The organism is Brevibacterium sp. W7.2, from assembly GCF_018137945.1.
In the GTDB taxonomy this organism is placed as follows: domain Bacteria; phylum Actinomycetota; class Actinomycetes; order Actinomycetales; family Brevibacteriaceae; genus Brevibacterium; species Brevibacterium sanguinis.
Window position 1 is genome coordinate 3,442,422 of the sequence record NZ_CP073089.1, and the last position, 16,143, is coordinate 3,458,564.

Below are 16,143 nucleotides of genomic sequence, written 5' to 3' on the forward strand. Positions count from 1 at the left end.
ACGCACCGGGGTGCGGTATGATCGCCGCCATGAAGCCGGATCCCTCCCGCCGTCACGACGTGCGCGGAGGCATCCGGCTTCGATCCCGCCAGGCGAAGGCGCTGACCTTCGGCCTCGGCATCGTGCTCGGCGTGTTCTTCGCCGTCAACTCCTGGCAGGTCACCGGACCCGCACTGCGCGCGGCGGCTCTCGCGGCGGTCGCCCTGTGGGTGGCGGAGATGTTCCTCGGGGCGCTCACCGACGACTACCGGGAGGCCTCGCCGAGGCAGCACACGACGGGCACCCTGCTCCTCGTCGTCTCCCAGGTCATGGCGTGTGCTCTGGCCTTCGCCCCCGAGACGACGATGGTGCCCCTGGCGATCGCGGGGCTCGTCCGACTCCTGCGCCGGTCCGACCGTTCGGTGATCCTCGTGACGCTGACCATCGTCGCCGACGTCTGCGGCCTGACGGTGTCGGCTCTCGTCGTGGGGGCGCCGACGGAGCTCGTGATCATCAATCTCCTCGTCGGCGCCGGGGTGGGGCTGCTCACCCGGTTGCGTGCCGGTCGCATCCAGTCCGAGAGGCAGGCGCGGGAGCTTCTCGAGGAACAGCTGACCCTGCAGAGGGAACGGGCGACGACGGCCGCCCTGACCGAACGCGCCCGGATCGCCCGCGATCTCCACGACGTGCTCGCGCACTCGTTGGGTGCGCTGACGCTCCAGCTCGATGCGGCCGCCGCTCTGGCGCAGGCCAGGCGCTGGGGCGAACTCGAGACCCGGATCGACCGGGCCCGCGGGCTGGCCGCCGAGGGCCTCGGCGAATCGCGCCGAGCCGTCGCGGCGCTCCGCGAAACGCCGCAGCAGGATCTGCTCGACGGCACCCGCGAACTGCTGCGCGCCCACCGGGACAGCGGCGGTGAGGTTCAATCGACGCTGCCGGAGGGGCAGGGTGAGGCTGTGCCTGAAGGGCCGGCCGGGGCTGCGCCGAGTGGGCAGGACGGCGCTGTGCCGGACAGTCAGGCCAGGGCTCTCGAGCGGCTGAGCCCGTCGAGCACCGAGGCTCTGCTGCGCGCCGTCCAGGAGATGCTCACCAACGCCCGCCGTCATGCCCCCGGCCGACCGGTCACCCTCGAGGTACGGATCGACCGGGGACCATTCGGGCCCGGAGCTGATGGCCCGGCGGTTGAGGATGCCGGTGTTGGCGACGCTGGAGTCGAGGACGCCGAGGTTGGCGAAGCTGGGACCCGGGACGCTGGCGCCTCCGGGCCCGCCACGCGCGGGCACAGCATGAACGGTTCCGCAGCCGACATCGTCCCGGTCGTCCGCGTGACTGCCCGCAACCCCGTCGTCGGTGATTCGCCGACATTCCCAGCTCCCTCAGACTCCTCGATTCCCAGCGGTGCCACGACTATCACCGGCGTCTCGACCTCGCCCGTTGCCTCGACTCCGCCCGGTGCTGTCGCCGCCGCGACGAGCGGGCCCAACGGATTCGGGCTGCGCGGCATGCGGGAGCGCTGCGAGGCACTCGGCGGCGGAGCGCACGGACACCTCGTCGACGAACGGACCTTCGAGACCACCGCGTGGATCCCACTCACACCCTCGACTGCCGTGGACCCCGCTTCGCCCGATGCGTCCACCACCCAGGTGGGAGCCGAATGATGAGCATCACCGTCCTCGTCGCCGACGACCAGGCCCTTGTCCGCGACGGCATCGTCACCGTGCTCTCCCTCGCCGAGGGCATCGAGGTGATCGGCGAAGCCTCCGACGGCATCGAGGCCGTCGCCCTCGCCGAGGAGCTCACCCCGGACGTCGTGCTCATGGACCTGCGGATGCCCAACCTCGGCGGGGCGGAGGCGACCGCGCGGCTCGCGCAGTCCTGTCCGGGGGTGCGGGTTCTCGTGCTCACCACCTTCGGCGACGATGCGAGCATCGACTCGGCGCTGCGAGCCGGGGCCGCCGGATTTCTCACGAAGGATGCCGGCCGGGAGGAGATGATCGCCGCGATCCGGGCGACGGCGGCCGGAGGCACTCCGCTCGATGCGCGCATCGCCGGTCGGGTCGTCGCCGGCCTCCCCGAAGCCCACCCCGTTTCGCTGCACGAACGGTTCCCCGAACTCACGGTGCGAGAGGCCGATGTCCTCCGGCTCATGGCCGAAGGAGCGACGAACCCAGAGATCGCCGAGCACCTGTTCCTCGGAGTCTCGACGGTGAAGTCCCACATCAACTCGCTTTTCGCGAAGCTCGGAGTGAGCCGGCGCAGCGACGCGATCGCCCTCGCCCGCGGAGAGGGCGGTCTTCCCCCTGCACGAATGGGAGACGACCATGAGCGACCCGACACCCGACGCGACCGCCCCTGAGACTCTGCGACCAACTGTGTCTCCGCGATGAGCCTTGGGTCTCCCGCGATCTTCCCTCGGACCGAACCGGCAGGAGGCTACACTGACTCCCACGGAACGCGGACGCCGCTGCACTCGATCCGCGCCGCTTCACCCACCAGCCCACGGAGACCCGCACTCCAGCCCACGTACACCAGCCCTCCAGCCCACGGACGAAGGACCCGACGATGACCGCTCGCCGCACCCTCCTCATCAGCGAGGACCTCATGCTGCTCCTCCTGCCCGAGAGCGGGAAGGTCCCCACGATCACCCCGGGCCTCGAGTCCGCGCTCACCGGCGCCCTTCTCGTCGACCTCGCCGAGGCCGGGTTCGTCGACATCCTCCCCGGACCCGATCCGAGTTCGCCGTTCATCCGACCGGCCGAGGTCCCTCGCCCCACCGATCCGATGTTCGTCAACGCGATCGCACTCCTCGGGCAGAAGGAGCGTCCGCTTGCCTCGGCGCTGCCGATCCTGCTCCCCCGCCTCGACGATGTCCTCCTCGTCCGGCTCGGCAACCACGGCATCCTCGACCATCACCGCTCGCGCTTCCTCGGCCTCTTCCCCACCTCGTCGTGGGAGGTCGTCGACCCGGGCCCGGAAGAGCGGCTGCGGGCAGCGCTCACCGCGGTCCTCGATGGCGGGGCCCAGCCGGATGTGCGGACCGAAACGATCATCGCCCTCCTCCATGCCGCCGAGGCGGCCGACGAGGTCTCCCCGCCCCTGACCTGGGATGCGCAGGTGGCCCAGCAGGTCGCGATGGCAGCGTGGGCGTCGGAACCTGTGCGGGACATCGTCGAGGCGGCGGCCGCCTCGGCGAGGCACACGTCGAGCACGGCATCCGCGCGCGACCGGGCGACCGGAGCCCGCGTCGCCCGCGCCTCCGCGGGCCCGGACAGCTGAGCCGACCGCGCCTCGCCTCACCACCGTCGATCCACGCCGGGCACGAATTCCGCGTCGCCCGCGACGCGGATTTCCGGCCCCGCGTGGATCGGGCGAGCCGCGATTCGCGGACGCATCGATATTCGAGCTCCGCGTGGATCGACAGGCGTCCGTGAATGCACGAGGTCCCCGAATGCGTTCATCCGGGGACCTGGTGTGCCTCGCAGTGCGCTTTGTGCCGCGTCACGCGCCCTGCGACGCTTCGAGCGCGGTATGACATGCCGCTTCGTTTGGCCGCGACGCTTCGAGCGCCGCGCCCTGCGCCGCATCGCCCGCGCCGCGCCGCACGGAGCGGCGCGGCGCACCACGCCACGACTCGTGCGTCAGTCCTTCGTCGTGTCGTCCTTCGTGCCGGGCAGGCCCTGGGCCTTGCGGCGCATGAGGAGGACGACGATGACAATGATCGCCAGGGCACCGACGCCGAGGAGGACCATCATCGGCATCGACATGCCGGTGTCGCTGCCGGTCGATTCGCCGATCTCACCGCGGGTCTCGGTGTTCTGACCCGGCTCGTCGACGACAGCGCCGCCGAGACCTGCCTGCGTCGTCTGCTCGACGGAGCCGCCGGCACCCTCGGCGTCGCCGATCGTGAACGCGAAGTTGCCGGAGATCGGGTGGCCGTCGGAGGAGACGACGCGCCACACGACGGTGTACGCGCCGGGCTTGAGGTTGTCGGGCAGGGCGACGGACAGCTTCTTGCCTTCGGCGGTGAGCTCACCTGCGGAGACGTCGGTGCCGTCGACCTTGACCATGACTTCGGAGCCCACGGCCTGGATCTCGCCGGAGAAGTTCATCTCGAGCCACTCGGGCTGCTTGTCGAGCTGTGCCCCGTTCTCGGGGTTCGTCGAGATCAGCTGGTCGTGGGCGCTGGCCGGTGCCGCCGCGACGACGCTCAGGGCGGCGACGATGAGTGCGGCGAAGACCAGCCTGAGAGCGGACCACTGTGTGCGAGTCATGCGAGTTTCTCCTTCAACGATGTTCGGGTGCCTTGACGCCCAGCCGGCCGGCAACCTCGTCCCTGGTGTCAGTATCACCGAGGTTGCCCGGCGACGACGTGCAGGTGATCTGTGATTCCCGGCACGGACCTCACCATTGTCTCAAGAGTTTCTTCGAAATCTGTCAACCGGCCGCCGTACCACGGGTCGGCGACGTCAGGAGCGGGTGCGTCATCGTCTCCCCCGCCGAGGCGGCCCCCGCTCCCGTACGGATCCGCCGTCCCGCCTCGGCGGGGGTCGACCGACGCCTCGGGGTCGAACTCGCGCAGCATGCGCAGCTCCGGGCGCGCCTCGGCGGGAAGGTCGGCGATGAGACGCTCAAGGGCGCGGTAGTGGCGGGCGGTCATCGCGACGGCGAGGTCGCGGTCGGCGAGCCATTCGGCGGTGATCTGCCGGGCGGCATGGTCGTCGGTGCGGTAGCCGGCGGCGGCGAGCACCCGCGCCTGCCGGGGGTCGATGGGGTTGCCCTCCTCCTCGTCGCTGATGCCGGCTGAGTCGACGACCGCCTCGGCGCCGATGGTCTCCAAGTGACGTTCGAGGACGCGTTCGGCGGTGACGGACCGGCAGATGTTGCCGGTGCACACGAACACGACGGACGGCAGAGCCATACTCTCACTCCTCACTCAGGGGACAAGGCCACCGTCCACGATACTGTTGCACCATGACTTCTCACACCTCGACGTCACCGGTGAATCCCGAGTCCGCGGGAGCCTCTGCTGACATCGCTCCCCTCGAGTCGGTGCGCCCGCAGGACGACCTCTTCCGCCACATCAACGGGCGGTGGATCGACGCGTTCACGATCCCCGACGACCGCGCCGGCGACGGAGCCATGCGCGAGCTCTTCGACACCGCGGAGACGAAGGTGCGCTCGATCATCCGCTCCGTCGTCGACGACCCGCAGGAGGCCGGCGGCGAGGGGCAGAAGGTCGCGGACCTCTTCTCCTCGTTCATGGACCTCGAGCGGATCAACGAGCTCGGCATCACCCCGCTCGAGGCGACGTTCGCCGCCATCGACTCAGCCGAGTCGAAGGCGGAGCTCGCGAACCTCCTCGGGCGGCTGGAGACCGAGGGCATCGGGGGGCTGCTCGGCGGGTACGTCACCGCCGACGCCAAGGACTCCGACATCTACGCCCTCTACCTCGTCCAAGCCGGGATCTCCCTGCCCGACGAGGACTACTACTTCAACGACGACTTCGCCGAGGTGCGGGAGAAGTTCCTCGCGCATGTGCAGAGGATGTCCGGATTCGCCGGCCTCGGTGAGGCTGCGGGGATCACCGACGCCGAGGTGGCCGCGAAGGTCATGGCGTTCGAGACCGCACTCGCCCGCCACCACTGGGACCGCGTGGCCACCCGTGATGCCGAGAAGACGTACAACAAGCACACGCTCGCGCAGCTGCGCGAGCTCGGCCCCGGGTTCGACTTCGATGCGTGGTTCGCCGCGGTCGCCGCCGACATCGACGGCGAACTCGAGACCGTCGTCGTCGGCCAGCCCTCGTACGTCGCCGGCATGGCCCAGGTGTGGGAGGACACCGACCTCGAGACGCTCAAGGTGTGGCTGCGATGGTCGGTGCTCACCTCGACGGCGTCCCTGCTCACCGACGAGATCGTCGAAGAGGACTTCGACTTCAACTCCCGCACGCTCTCGGGCACTCCGGCGCTGCGGGACCGCTGGAAGCGCGGGGTCGGGCTCGTCGAGTCCCTCCTCGGCGAGGCGGTCGGCAAGCTCTACGTCGAAGCCGAGTTCCCGCCTGCCGCGAAGGACGCGATCGACCACCTCGTCGACATGCTCATCAAGGCGTACGAGAAGTCGATCACCGAACTCGACTGGATGAGCGAGGAGACGAAGCAGCGGGCGCTCGTCAAGCTCTCGAAGTTCACGCCGAAGGTCGGCTACCCGGTCAAGTGGCGCGAGTACCCGGCAGAGATGGCCGCCGACGACCTCGTCGGCAACGTCCGCCGCGCCGCCCGAGCCGAGCACGCCCGCCAGATCACGCGCATCGGCGGGGAGATCGACCGCACCGAGTGGCTGATGACCCCGCAGACGGTCAACGCCTACTACCACCCGGTGATGAACGAGATCGTCTTCCCCGCCGCGATCCTCCAGCCTCCGTTCTTCGACGCCGAGGGTTCGGTGCCGGCGAACTTCGGGGCGATCGGCGCGGTCATCGGCCACGAGATCGGACACGGCTTCGACGATCAGGGCTCGCGCTACGACGGCGACGGCAACCTCGTCGACTGGTGGACGGCCGAGGATCGGGAGCGCTTCGAGGAGCGCACGAAGGCCCTCATCGACCAGTACGACGCGCTCGTTCCCGCCGGTCTCGAGGCCGGTCAGCACGTCAACGGGGCACTCACCGTGGGAGAGAACATCGGCGACCTCGGCGGACTGTCGATCGGGTGGAAGGCGCTCGAACTCGAACTCGGCCGCACCCCCACCGAAGCGGAGGCCGCGGAGTTCTTCGCCGCATGGGCGAAGGCGTGGCGGACGAAGATGCGCACCGAGGAGCGCGTCCGCAGGCTGAGCATCGACCCGCATTCGCCGGAGGAGTTCCGGTGCAACCAGGTCGTGAAGAACATGACGGCCTTCCACGACACCTTCGGCGTGAGCGAGTCCGATGCCATGTACCTCGCGCCCGAGGCCCGCGTGACCATCTGGTAGGTCTCGTCCCGACAACCCTCCGGGCGCTGGGCAACCCTGCGCGGGGTTGCCGAGCGCCGGAGGGTTGCCGGAATCGGGGTCGCCGCGCCTCTATCGGTGCCGGCGGACCATCGTGACGACGCGGAAGTCGAACTCCTCCCAGCTGCCGATCGGCGCCTTCGCCGCCAGCGCCGCCTCGAATTCGCCGATCTCGCGGTACGTCGATTCGAGCGGCAGCGTCATGTCCGCCTCCGCGTAGATGAGTCCGGTCGAGTCGGTGCCGACGACGTCGAGTCCCACCGAGGCAGGGTCGAGTTCGTTGTTCATGACGATCGGCACCCGACCGGGTGTCGTCGCGGGCGGTTCGGGGGTCGCCTCGGTGTGGCCCTGCTGGTCGCGCAGCTCCCGCTGGGCGGTGATGACGAACTCCGCGAACGCCCCGATCCCGATGACCGGCAGCCGTGAGGTGAGCGCATCGGTGGCGACCCTGACCAACCGCGAGCGCGCCTTGCGCGTGAGCGGGGCGAGATCGCCGCCGGACATCGCGACCCCGTCGAAGCCGACGAGCGACTGGTCGATCTCATCCTCGTTGGGGTTGAGGACGGTCATGTCGAGGCCGAAACGCGCGTACCACGGTCGGGTCGCCTCGGCGCTCGCCTCGTCCCACCAGCGGTAGAAGAGGAAGGGGACATTGATGCCGGCCTCCGAGTAGAAGAACGGGGGCCGCCGTTCTCCGGCGGTGACGGCGAAGGGCACGACGTTGCCCGGCACCGGAGCCGGGCACGTGGCGAACGCGGAGAACGCGAACGGGTAGTTCACCGCGCGGTTGAAGTCGACGACGAGCGATCCGTCGGCGTTGGGGATGCCCAGATCGAGGGTCCGCCACGCCGAGGTGGTCCTCCCGTTCGTGGCATCGTGGAAGTCGAGCTGGAGTCCGGTCGCCGGGCACCCGGAGGCGATGAGCGTGACCTCGCCGTCGGGGCCGGTGAACGTGACCTCGCCGACGACCGTCGTCGTCAGCTCGAGACCCTCCTGCGCGGTGGAGACCGGTTGTGCCTGCGGCTGCTCATAGGGGGTGAAGCGACCGAGGAAGACGAACTCACGGTTGGGGTCGTAGACGGGGACCTCGACGAATTTGCTCAGCAGCGGCGACTTCGCGTCGCGGATCCGCACACCGATCCGCCCACCGCGGTCGATGAGCTCGTAGAGCACGTGCCCGACGGTGAACCAGCCGAGCGAACCGCCCGGCGGCAGCTTCGCACTGAAACCGGTGTCCTCGACCCTGACCTGGGGCGAGTCGTCGGCGGGGGCCTCCCCTGCGGTAGCTCCGTCCTCGGCGGAAGCTCCGTCCTCAGCGGTAGATCTGTCCTCGGCGGGGCGGGAGAGGAGGTCCAAAGTCTGTGCGGCGGGGCCGGCCTTCGTGCTCGGGTCGAGCGCGAGGCGCACCCAGCCGTCGTCGTCGACGGTGAAGGTGCCGGGGGCGTCGGGCCAGGTCGACTCCTCATCGAGCCAGTGCAGGCCGACGACGCTGAGCCAGCCGAAGGGGGTCGCCAACGACGAGTTCCGCGAGTCCCGCCAGGTGTTCCATTCGGCCACGAACTGGTTCACGTCGAAGTCCCCTCGCAATCTCATTCGTCGTCCCGCGTCTGCCGCTTCGGAGCTGTGATCAAAGCACCTGTGATCAAAGCTACCGCAAAGGATAGGCTGAGAAAATGAGCACTCCTCCCACCGACCAGACAGCAAACGCGCAGGTCGCAGCCGATCTCTCGGAATTCGTCTCTGCCTCTCCCTGCTCCTATCATGCCACCGCTGCCGCCGCCGACCGTCTCGGCGCCGCCGGCTTCCACCGGCTCGACGAACGCGACTCCTGGGCGCTAGAACCCGGCCGCGGATACTTCGTCGTCCGCGACGGTGCGATCATCGCGTGGATGACCCCGACAGAGACCACCTCGGTGATCCCGCCGTTCCGCGTCCTCGGGTCGCACACCGACTCCCCCGCCTTCAAGCTCAAGCCCGGTGAGGAGTTCACGACCGCCGGGGTGCGCCAGGTCGGCGTCGAGATCTACGGCGGGCCGCTGCTCAACTCGTGGCTCGACCGGGAGCTCGCGTTCGCCGGGCGCCTCAGCCTCGCCGACGGCACCGTCGTTCTCGCGCGCACCGGGGCGATCGCGCGCATCCCGCAGCTGGCCATCCACCTCGACCGGCAGGTCAACGAGGGCCTCACCCTCGACAAGCAGCGCCACACGACCCCGATCGTCGGTCTTGCTGATCTCGCCGAGGCCGACGTCCTCGAGCTCCTCGCCGCCTCCGCCGAGGTGGACCCCGAGCTCATCGTCGGCCACGACGTCTACACGATCCCCGTCCAGGAGCCTGCGCTCTTCGGTGCCGCGGACGAGTTCTTCGCCTCGCCGAGGCTGGACAACCTCCTCTCCGTCCACGCCGGGGTCACCGCGATGGTCGGGCTCGACGCCGAGGCGCTCGACCACCTCGCCCTCTTCGCCGGGTTCGACCACGAGGAGATCGGGTCGAACTCTCGGTCCGGGGCGAGCGGACCGTTCCTCGCCGACGTCGCCGAGCGCATCGTTGCCTCCCTCTACCCCGACGCGACGCGCAGCGACCACCTCGCCGCGCTGGCCGGGTCGGTGTGCGTGTCCTCGGACGCCGGTCATGCCGTCCACCCGAACTATCAGGAGCGGCACGACCCGCAGGTGCGGCCCCGACTCGGCGGAGGACCGCTGCTCAAGCACAATGCGCAGCAGCGGTATGCGACCGACGCCGTGGGCACCGCGGTGTGGGCTAAGGCGTGCACTGCGGCCGGGGTCGAGTACCAGGACTTCGTGTCGAACAACTCCGTGCCGTGCGGGTCGACGATCGGACCGCTGACGGCGACGCGGATGGGGATGACGACCGTCGACGTGGGACCGGCGCTCTACTCGATGCACTCGGCGCGGGAGATGTGCGCGATCAGCGACGTCGTCGCCCTCGGTGCCGCCGCCAAGGCCTTCCTCCAGGGAGCGTAGGGGCCGGCGCCGGCACTCCACGCGTCGGTCCGGGCGAGATCGGCGCTCTCTGGCGTCGGTCCGGGCGGGATCGGCGCCGCCACTCCGTACGCCGATCCACGCGCAGCCGACACTTCCAGCCTCGATCCACGCTGGGCCCGAATTCCGCGTCGCCCAAGACGCGGAATTCCGGCTGCGCGTTGATCGAGAGCGACCGACTTCGCGGGAGCATCGATTTTCTCCCGCCGCGTTGATCGAGCGCGACCGGGTACGCGGTGATCGAGGGCGATCGGCAGTCGCCGGGCGGTCGACGAGGTGGCCGCCGAACCGTCGACAAGGCGGTCGACGAGGCGGCCGCCGAACAGTCGACGAGGTGGTCGCCGAACGGTCGACGGGCGGTCGACGAGACGCGCTGTTTTGTGGCGACGCGCACACTGTGATAGTCGTTGTGTGACCCCACGGGGGCCTCCGGCAGGAGGCTGAGATCGGGCTAAGGCCGCTCGAGACCGTTGAACCTGATCCGGTTGATACCGGCGGAGGAAGAGAGGATCGCAGATGACTGCGCCTACCCCTGACACACCCGAAAACACCACGCCCGCCGAGGACTACTCCCTCGAGCAGTACCCCTCGCATTCGCTCGCCTGGGTCGAGGACAGCGAGCACGGCATCCGCGTCCCGGTCACCCGCATCGACCTCGAGGACACGAACGGCCGCCCCAACGAACCCGTCCACGTCTACCGCACCGTCGGCCCCGGCGCCGTTCCCGAACACGGGCTTCCGCCGCACCGCGCGCCCTGGATCGACGACCGCGACGACACCGAGACCTACGAGGCGCGCGGACACCTCATCGAAGACGACGGCCGAGCCGCCGTCCGTCGCGGGGCGCCCTCTCAGCAGTGGCAGGGTCCGGAACGGTCACCTCGGCGAGCGAAGAACGGACGCACCGTCACGCAGATGCACTACGCCAGGAAGGGCATCATCACTCCGGAGATGCGCTACGTCGCGATCCGCGAGCAGTGCGACGTCGAACTCGTCCGCTCCGAGGTCGCCGCAGGCCGGGCGATCATCCCGTCGAACATCAACCATCCCGAGTCCGAACCGATGATCATCGGCAAGGCGTTCCTCGTCAAGATCAACGCGAACATCGGCAATTCTGCGGTGACGAGCTCGATCGCCGAGGAGGTGGAGAAGCTCCAGTGGGCCGCGAAGTGGGGTGCCGACACCCTCATGGACCTCTCGACGGGCAACGACATCCACACCACCCGCGAATGGATCATCCGCAACTCCCCGATCCCCATCGGCACCGTCCCCATCTACCAGGCGCTTGAGAAGGTCGACGGCGACGCCGAAGCGCTCACCTGGGAGATCTACCGCGACACCGTCATCGAACAGTGCGAGCAGGGCGTCGACTACATGACCGTGCACGCCGGCGTGCTGCTCCGCTACGTCCCGCTCACCGCGGACCGGGTCACCGGCATGGTCTCTCGCGGGGGCTCGATCATGGCCGGCTGGTGCCTGGCCCACCACGAGGAGAACTTCCTCTACACCCACTTCGACGAGCTCTGCGAGATCTTCGCCCAGTACGACGTCGCCTTCTCCCTCGGCGACGGGCTGCGTCCCGGATCGATCGCCGACGCCAACGACGCCGCACAGTTCGCCGAACTCGACACCCTCGCCGAGCTGACGAAGCGCGCGTGGGCCCACGACGTCCAGGTCATGGTCGAAGGTCCCGGCCACATTCCGCTCCACCTCGTGCGGGAGAACGTCGAGAGGCAGCAGGAGCTGTGCGACGGCGCGCCCTTCTACACCTTGGGTCCGCTGGTCACGGACATCGCTCCCGGTTACGACCACATCACCTCGGCGATCGGGGCCACGGAGATCGCCCGCTACGGCACCGCGATGCTCTGCTACGTCACCCCGAAGGAGCACCTGGGCCTGCCCGACCTCGAGGACGTCAAGACGGGCGTGATCACGTACAAGATCGCCGCGCACGCCGCCGACGTCGCGAAGGGACATCCCGGGGCGAGCGCCCGTGACGACGCACTGTCGAAGGCGCGGTTCGAGTTCCGCTGGCGCGATCAGTTCGCCCTCGGCCTCGACCCGGAGACAGCGGAGGCATTCCACGACGAGACCCTGCCCGCCGAACCGGCGAAGACCGCGCATTTCTGCTCGATGTGCGGGCCGAAGTTCTGCTCGATGCGCATCTCCCAGGACATCCGCGACACCTACGGAAGCGCCGAGGCGCAGGCCGCGATCGCGGGCATGCAGGCCAAGAGTCGGGAGTTCCTCGAGCGCGGGGCCCAGGTGTACCTTCCCGAGCCGACGGTCGGCCCCCGCCGAGGCTGAGGCGCCGGGGGCGCTGCCAGCGTCGGGTGACTCAGTCCCTCACTTCTGCAGCTCGTCGAGGGCCTTCTGCGAGCCGGGTGCGAGTGTGATCGGCTCCGGCGGCACCGCAGTGTCGAGTGTGATGTCCTTCGCGGCCGCGTGGACCTTCTCGAGGTCGGCCTTCTTGTCATAGATGAGCTTCGTCAGCGCGCACTGCGTGCCCTCATCCATGTCGTTGCGGACCATGAGGACGTTCGGGGTGACGATCGTCTTCACCGTGCCCGCGCCCTTGTAGGTGTCGGCGGGGATCTCGGCCACCTCGTAGACGGGGTTGAGCTCCTTCATCTTGCTCTCGAGCCCGGAGATGTCGACGAACTCGACGTCCCCGCCGTTCGAGGTGAAGAGGTCGGTGACGCCTGCGGTGGGCAGACCGCCCGACCACACCATGCCGTCGATCGTCCCGTCCTTCATCCCGTCGACCGTCTTGGCCAGGTCGAGCCGCTGCTTCGTCACATCACCGTCGGCGAGGCCCGCGGATTCGATGAGGCGGTTGGCGATGACCTCGGTGCCGGACTTCGGCGACCCGGTCGAGATCGTCTTGCCCTTGAAGTCCTCGACGGACTTGATGTTCGCATCCTTGCGGACGATGACGTGCGTGTAGTTGTCGTAGATGCGCGTGAGCGCCGAGATCTCCTCGGGCTTGTCGAAGTCGGCGTTGCCGGTGACGGCATCGGCTGCGGTGTCGGCGAGCGAGAACGCGATGTCGTAGTCGCCCTTCGCCAGCTGCTGGAGGTTCTGCACCGAGGCTCCCGTCTCGGCGGCGGTGGCCTTGAGCTCGGTGTTGTCGGAGATCAGCTGCGCGAGACCGCCGCCGAGGACGTAGTACACGCCCGTCGAATTGCCGGTGGCGATCGTGATCTGGCCCGACGCCGCCGTGCAGCCGTCCCCGCCTTCGGCGGCAGGGGTGTTCTCGCGCTTGCCGCCGCACGAACTCAGGGCCAGGACCGCGGCGATCGCGGCCGCGGTGACGGTGAACATCTTCGTTCTCTTCATGGGCTCTTCCCTTTCTCAGTGGGTGTCTCAGTAGAGGTCTGGTGACAGCGGCTTCAGTGGACGATCGGGGGCCAGCGGTTGGTGCCAGCAGTTGGCGTCGGCGGTTGGGCGGCTGGGCCGTCCGGTCCCCGCACCGGGCTGGGAGGTCAGGTGCGAGGTCATGGGTGGGCCGCCTCGGCGGGGGTGTCCTGCGGACTCCGAGGTCGACGTCGGAGCACGAGGTGGACGATGACGGCGAGGGCGAGGGCGGCGAAGCCGATGGTCATCGACAGCGGCTGGAGGTAGAGGAGCGCGCCGGCGGCGATGAAGCAGAGGACGCGTTCGGGCCAGCCGGCTCGGCGGATGATCCAGCCGCCGGCCCCGGCGGCGAGCGCGGCGACGGCGCACGCGGACACGGCACCGGTCCACAGGGCCCCGAGGAATCCGCCCTGCGCGACGAGGGAGGCGCCTTCGGGGGTGAAGGTGAAGGCGAGCGGGACGAGGAAGGCGGGGATCGCGTACTTGCACGCCTGCCACATCGTCGCGATGACCCGGCCCCCGGTGATCGCCGAGGAGGCGACGGCGGCGAGCGCGGTCGGCGGGGACACCTCGGAGAGGACGGCGTAGTAGAAGATGAACATCGCGGCCGCCGCCTCGGGGACGCCGAGGGTGATGAGGGCCGGACCGACGATGACCCAGCTGATGATGAACGAGGCGGTCACGGGCACCGCGAGACCGAGTACGGTCACGGCGATCGCGGCGAAGATGCACGTGAAGACGAGGACGGCGGTCGGGTTCGTCGAGATCGCCTGCGCGCCCTTGACGAGGATGTCGGAGATGACCTGGCCGAGCCCGGTCTTCGTGATAGTCGAGACGATGATGCCCGCGGCCGCGCACACGCTCGTCACCGGCAGGACCGAGCGGATGCCGGTCGACAGGGCACCGAAGATGACGTCCCAGATCGCCCGAAGGATCGCGGTCGGCTGCCCGCGGTGGGTGAGGACGATCTCGATGACGCCGAAGCCGATGCCGACGAGCGTCGCGTAGACGACGGCCTTGAACGGGGCCATGCCGAGGGCGAGGAAGACGACGATGATGCCGAGCGAGATGAAGTGGTAGAAGCCCTTCTTGAGGATCGGCCACGAGCGCAGGCCCGGCGGCGGGCGGTAGTCGACGTCGATCTTGCGCGAGTCGATCTCGATGGCGAGGAAGATCCCCAGGTAGTAGAGCAGGGTGGGCACGACCGCCCAGAGGAGGACGAGGCCGTAGGAGACGTTGAGGAGCTCGGCGATGATGAAGGCCGCGGCGCCGAGGGTCGGCGGAGAGAGGATCGCGCCGATGCCCGAGGCCGCGAGCATGCCGCCGGCATTCTCCTTCGGGTAGCCGGCCTTCTTGAGCACCGGCCACGTCACCGCGCCGAGCGAGACGGCCGTGGCCGTGCCCGACCCCGACACCGTGCCGAGGAGGAAGCCCGAGAGCGCGACCGTGCGTCCCGGCGCGGCCTTCGACTTCTTGAAGAGTGAGAATGAGAGGTCGATGAAGAAGTTCGCCGCGCCCGTCTTGTCGAGCACCGCGCCGTAGATCGTGAAGAGGACGATGTAGGTCGCGGCGACGTCGAGCGGGATGCCGTAGAAGCCCGACGCGTCGTTGTAGAGCGCGTTGATGATCTGGTCGAAGTTCTGTCCCGCGTGCGCGCCGGGCCAGCCGACGGGAATGTAGGCCCCGTAGTAGCTGTAGAGGAAGAAGACGACGCAGAAAATCGGGAGGATGAGGCCGGTCGTCCGCCGCGTCGCCTCGAGGATGAGGAGCATGAGGATGCCGCCCATCGTCACGTCGAGCGGGTCGAGGGAGCCCTGCCGGTTGAGGAACTCGTTGAACCCGCCGGAGAAGAACGGCAGCACCGGGTAGGCGCAGGTGAGGAAGGTGAGGACGACGAGAATCCAGTCGATGACCGAGGGGTTGTCCGTGGTGCGGGCAGGCTTCGCTTTCCGTGCCGTCCCCGGCGCCGAGGTGGTCGCCTCCGCAGCGGCCTCCGCTGCATGCGCGCCCGCTTCCTTCCGCCGGCCGAACCCGGGGCGGTAGCAGATGAAGACGAGAGGCAGGACGAAGGCGAGGAACCACATGAGGTAGTACTGGTTGCCCTGCCGGAGCGGGAAGAACACCTGGTTGAGGACGTAGAGGGAGATGAGGAAGCAGACGATGCTCACACCCAGGTCGAGTCGGCGCGTGAGCCTGCGCTGCGGGAGTTCCTCGTCGTACTGGGCGATGAGGTCGTCGACGTTCGCTTGGGGAAGCGGACTGGTGGCAGTCGCGGACGGACGCTCGGACATCGGTGTCCCTTCGGTCTCTCTGGGCTGGCGGATGGGGTGGTGTGCAAGTGGTGTGGGGCGGTGGTGGTGTGGGGCGGTGGTGGTGTGGGGCGATGGTGTGGGGCGATGGTGGTGTGGTGGCGTGTGGTGGTCGGTCGGCACGGGTCGGCTCACCTCCTCGTGGCGTCGACCGGCGCTGGTCACCGCACTTGAGAATGTGAGTTGACTCACAATATACCGAGAGGACCCGCCAGTTCCGGCGGATCGGGACGATCGGGGCGGGATTTAGCGTGATCGTTACGCAGGGTGCCGCTATTCGGGACTGAGTGGGTGCCGGCGGGGTGGGTGTGGAGTGGGTGAGCGCACTGGGCGCGTGCAGTGCAAGCGTGAGCTGCGCGTCGATGTCGGCACCGGGCGTCATTCAACACTTGCCGCGAAAAAGTCGTCTTCGGGGATCACTTTTTCACGCCAACTGTTGAACGAGCGGCCACTGCCGCACGCAACCCGTCGATGTTCACGCCAACTGTTGAACGAGCGGCGCAGACGTCACC

At 68.9% G+C, this 16,143-nt stretch carries 11 protein-coding genes and 1 riboswitch; of the genes, 6 read left to right on the forward strand and 5 right to left on the reverse strand.

What is annotated here, in order from left to right:
* The first annotated feature begins 29 nt into the window (after window positions 1-29).
* The 3 genes from J9315_RS15465 (at window position 30) to J9315_RS15475 (ending at window position 3,255) form a co-directional block, all read left to right on the forward strand.
* Window positions 30-1,637: a histidine kinase gene (locus tag J9315_RS15465; protein ID WP_211978267.1), complete on the forward strand. Its 1,608-nt coding sequence runs from the start codon at window positions 30-32 to the stop codon at window positions 1,635-1,637.
* Window positions 1,637-2,335: a response regulator transcription factor gene (locus tag J9315_RS15470; RefSeq protein WP_211978268.1), complete on the forward strand. Its 699-nt coding sequence runs from the start codon at window positions 1,637-1,639 to the stop codon at window positions 2,333-2,335. Before J9315_RS15465 ends, J9315_RS15470 begins: the two co-directional genes overlap by 1 nt.
* A 206-nt stretch (window positions 2,336-2,541) precedes the next feature.
* Window positions 2,542-3,255: a GPP34 family phosphoprotein gene (locus J9315_RS15475; RefSeq protein ID WP_211978269.1), complete on the forward strand. Its 714-nt coding sequence runs from the start codon at window positions 2,542-2,544 to the stop codon at window positions 3,253-3,255.
* A gap of 362 nt (window positions 3,256-3,617) precedes the next feature.
* Here the strand turns inward: J9315_RS15475 and J9315_RS15480 are convergent, their stop codons facing one another.
* On the reverse strand, window positions 3,618-4,250 hold the full coding sequence (locus J9315_RS15480) for a copper resistance protein CopC (RefSeq protein ID WP_211978270.1): 633 nt from the start codon (window positions 4,248-4,250) through the stop codon (window positions 3,618-3,620).
* Between the two features lie 74 nt (window positions 4,251-4,324).
* Window positions 4,325-4,897, reverse strand: a complete 573-nt coding sequence (locus J9315_RS15485; protein ID WP_211978271.1) for a low molecular weight protein-tyrosine-phosphatase — start codon at window positions 4,895-4,897, stop codon at window positions 4,325-4,327.
* A gap of 53 nt (window positions 4,898-4,950) precedes the next feature.
* Here J9315_RS15485 and J9315_RS15490 point away from each other — a divergent pair, with 53 nt between their 5' ends.
* The gene (locus tag J9315_RS15490) at window positions 4,951-6,948 is read left to right on the forward strand and encodes a M13-type metalloendopeptidase (protein WP_162909101.1); all 1,998 of its coding nucleotides are present in this window, start codon (window positions 4,951-4,953) and stop codon (window positions 6,946-6,948) included.
* Window positions 6,949-7,038: 90 nt separating this feature from the next.
* On the opposite strand, the gene J9315_RS15495 is transcribed toward J9315_RS15490, so the two are convergent.
* Window positions 7,039-8,535, reverse strand: coding sequence for a DUF1684 domain-containing protein (locus J9315_RS15495; protein WP_249120933.1), 1,497 nt, complete (start codon window positions 8,533-8,535; stop codon window positions 7,039-7,041).
* Window positions 8,536-8,639: 104 nt separating this feature from the next.
* Between J9315_RS15495 and J9315_RS15500 the strand changes: the two genes are divergently transcribed.
* On the forward strand, window positions 8,640-9,947 hold the full coding sequence (locus J9315_RS15500; RefSeq protein WP_063250393.1) for a M18 family aminopeptidase: 1,308 nt from the start codon (window positions 8,640-8,642) through the stop codon (window positions 9,945-9,947).
* A 427-nt stretch (window positions 9,948-10,374) separates the two neighbouring features.
* Window positions 10,375-10,485, forward strand: a riboswitch (TPP riboswitch).
* A complete protein-coding gene (thiC, locus tag J9315_RS15505; protein ID WP_063250392.1) occupies window positions 10,482-12,272 on the forward strand; it encodes a phosphomethylpyrimidine synthase ThiC in 1,791 nt (596 codons plus the stop codon). Its footprint overlaps the riboswitch before it by 4 nt.
* 39 nt (window positions 12,273-12,311) lie before the next feature.
* Here thiC and J9315_RS15510 read toward each other — a convergent pair whose 3' ends face one another.
* Both J9315_RS15510 and J9315_RS15515 read right to left on the reverse strand, forming a co-directional pair.
* Window positions 12,312-13,304: a TAXI family TRAP transporter solute-binding subunit gene (locus J9315_RS15510; protein ID WP_009377359.1), complete on the reverse strand. Its 993-nt coding sequence runs from the start codon at window positions 13,302-13,304 to the stop codon at window positions 12,312-12,314.
* Between the two features lie 158 nt (window positions 13,305-13,462).
* Complete coding sequence (locus tag J9315_RS15515; protein WP_211978272.1) at window positions 13,463-15,613, reverse strand: TRAP transporter fused permease subunit; 2,151 nt, start codon at window positions 15,611-15,613, stop codon at window positions 13,463-13,465.
* Window positions 15,614-16,143 lie beyond the last annotated feature (530 nt).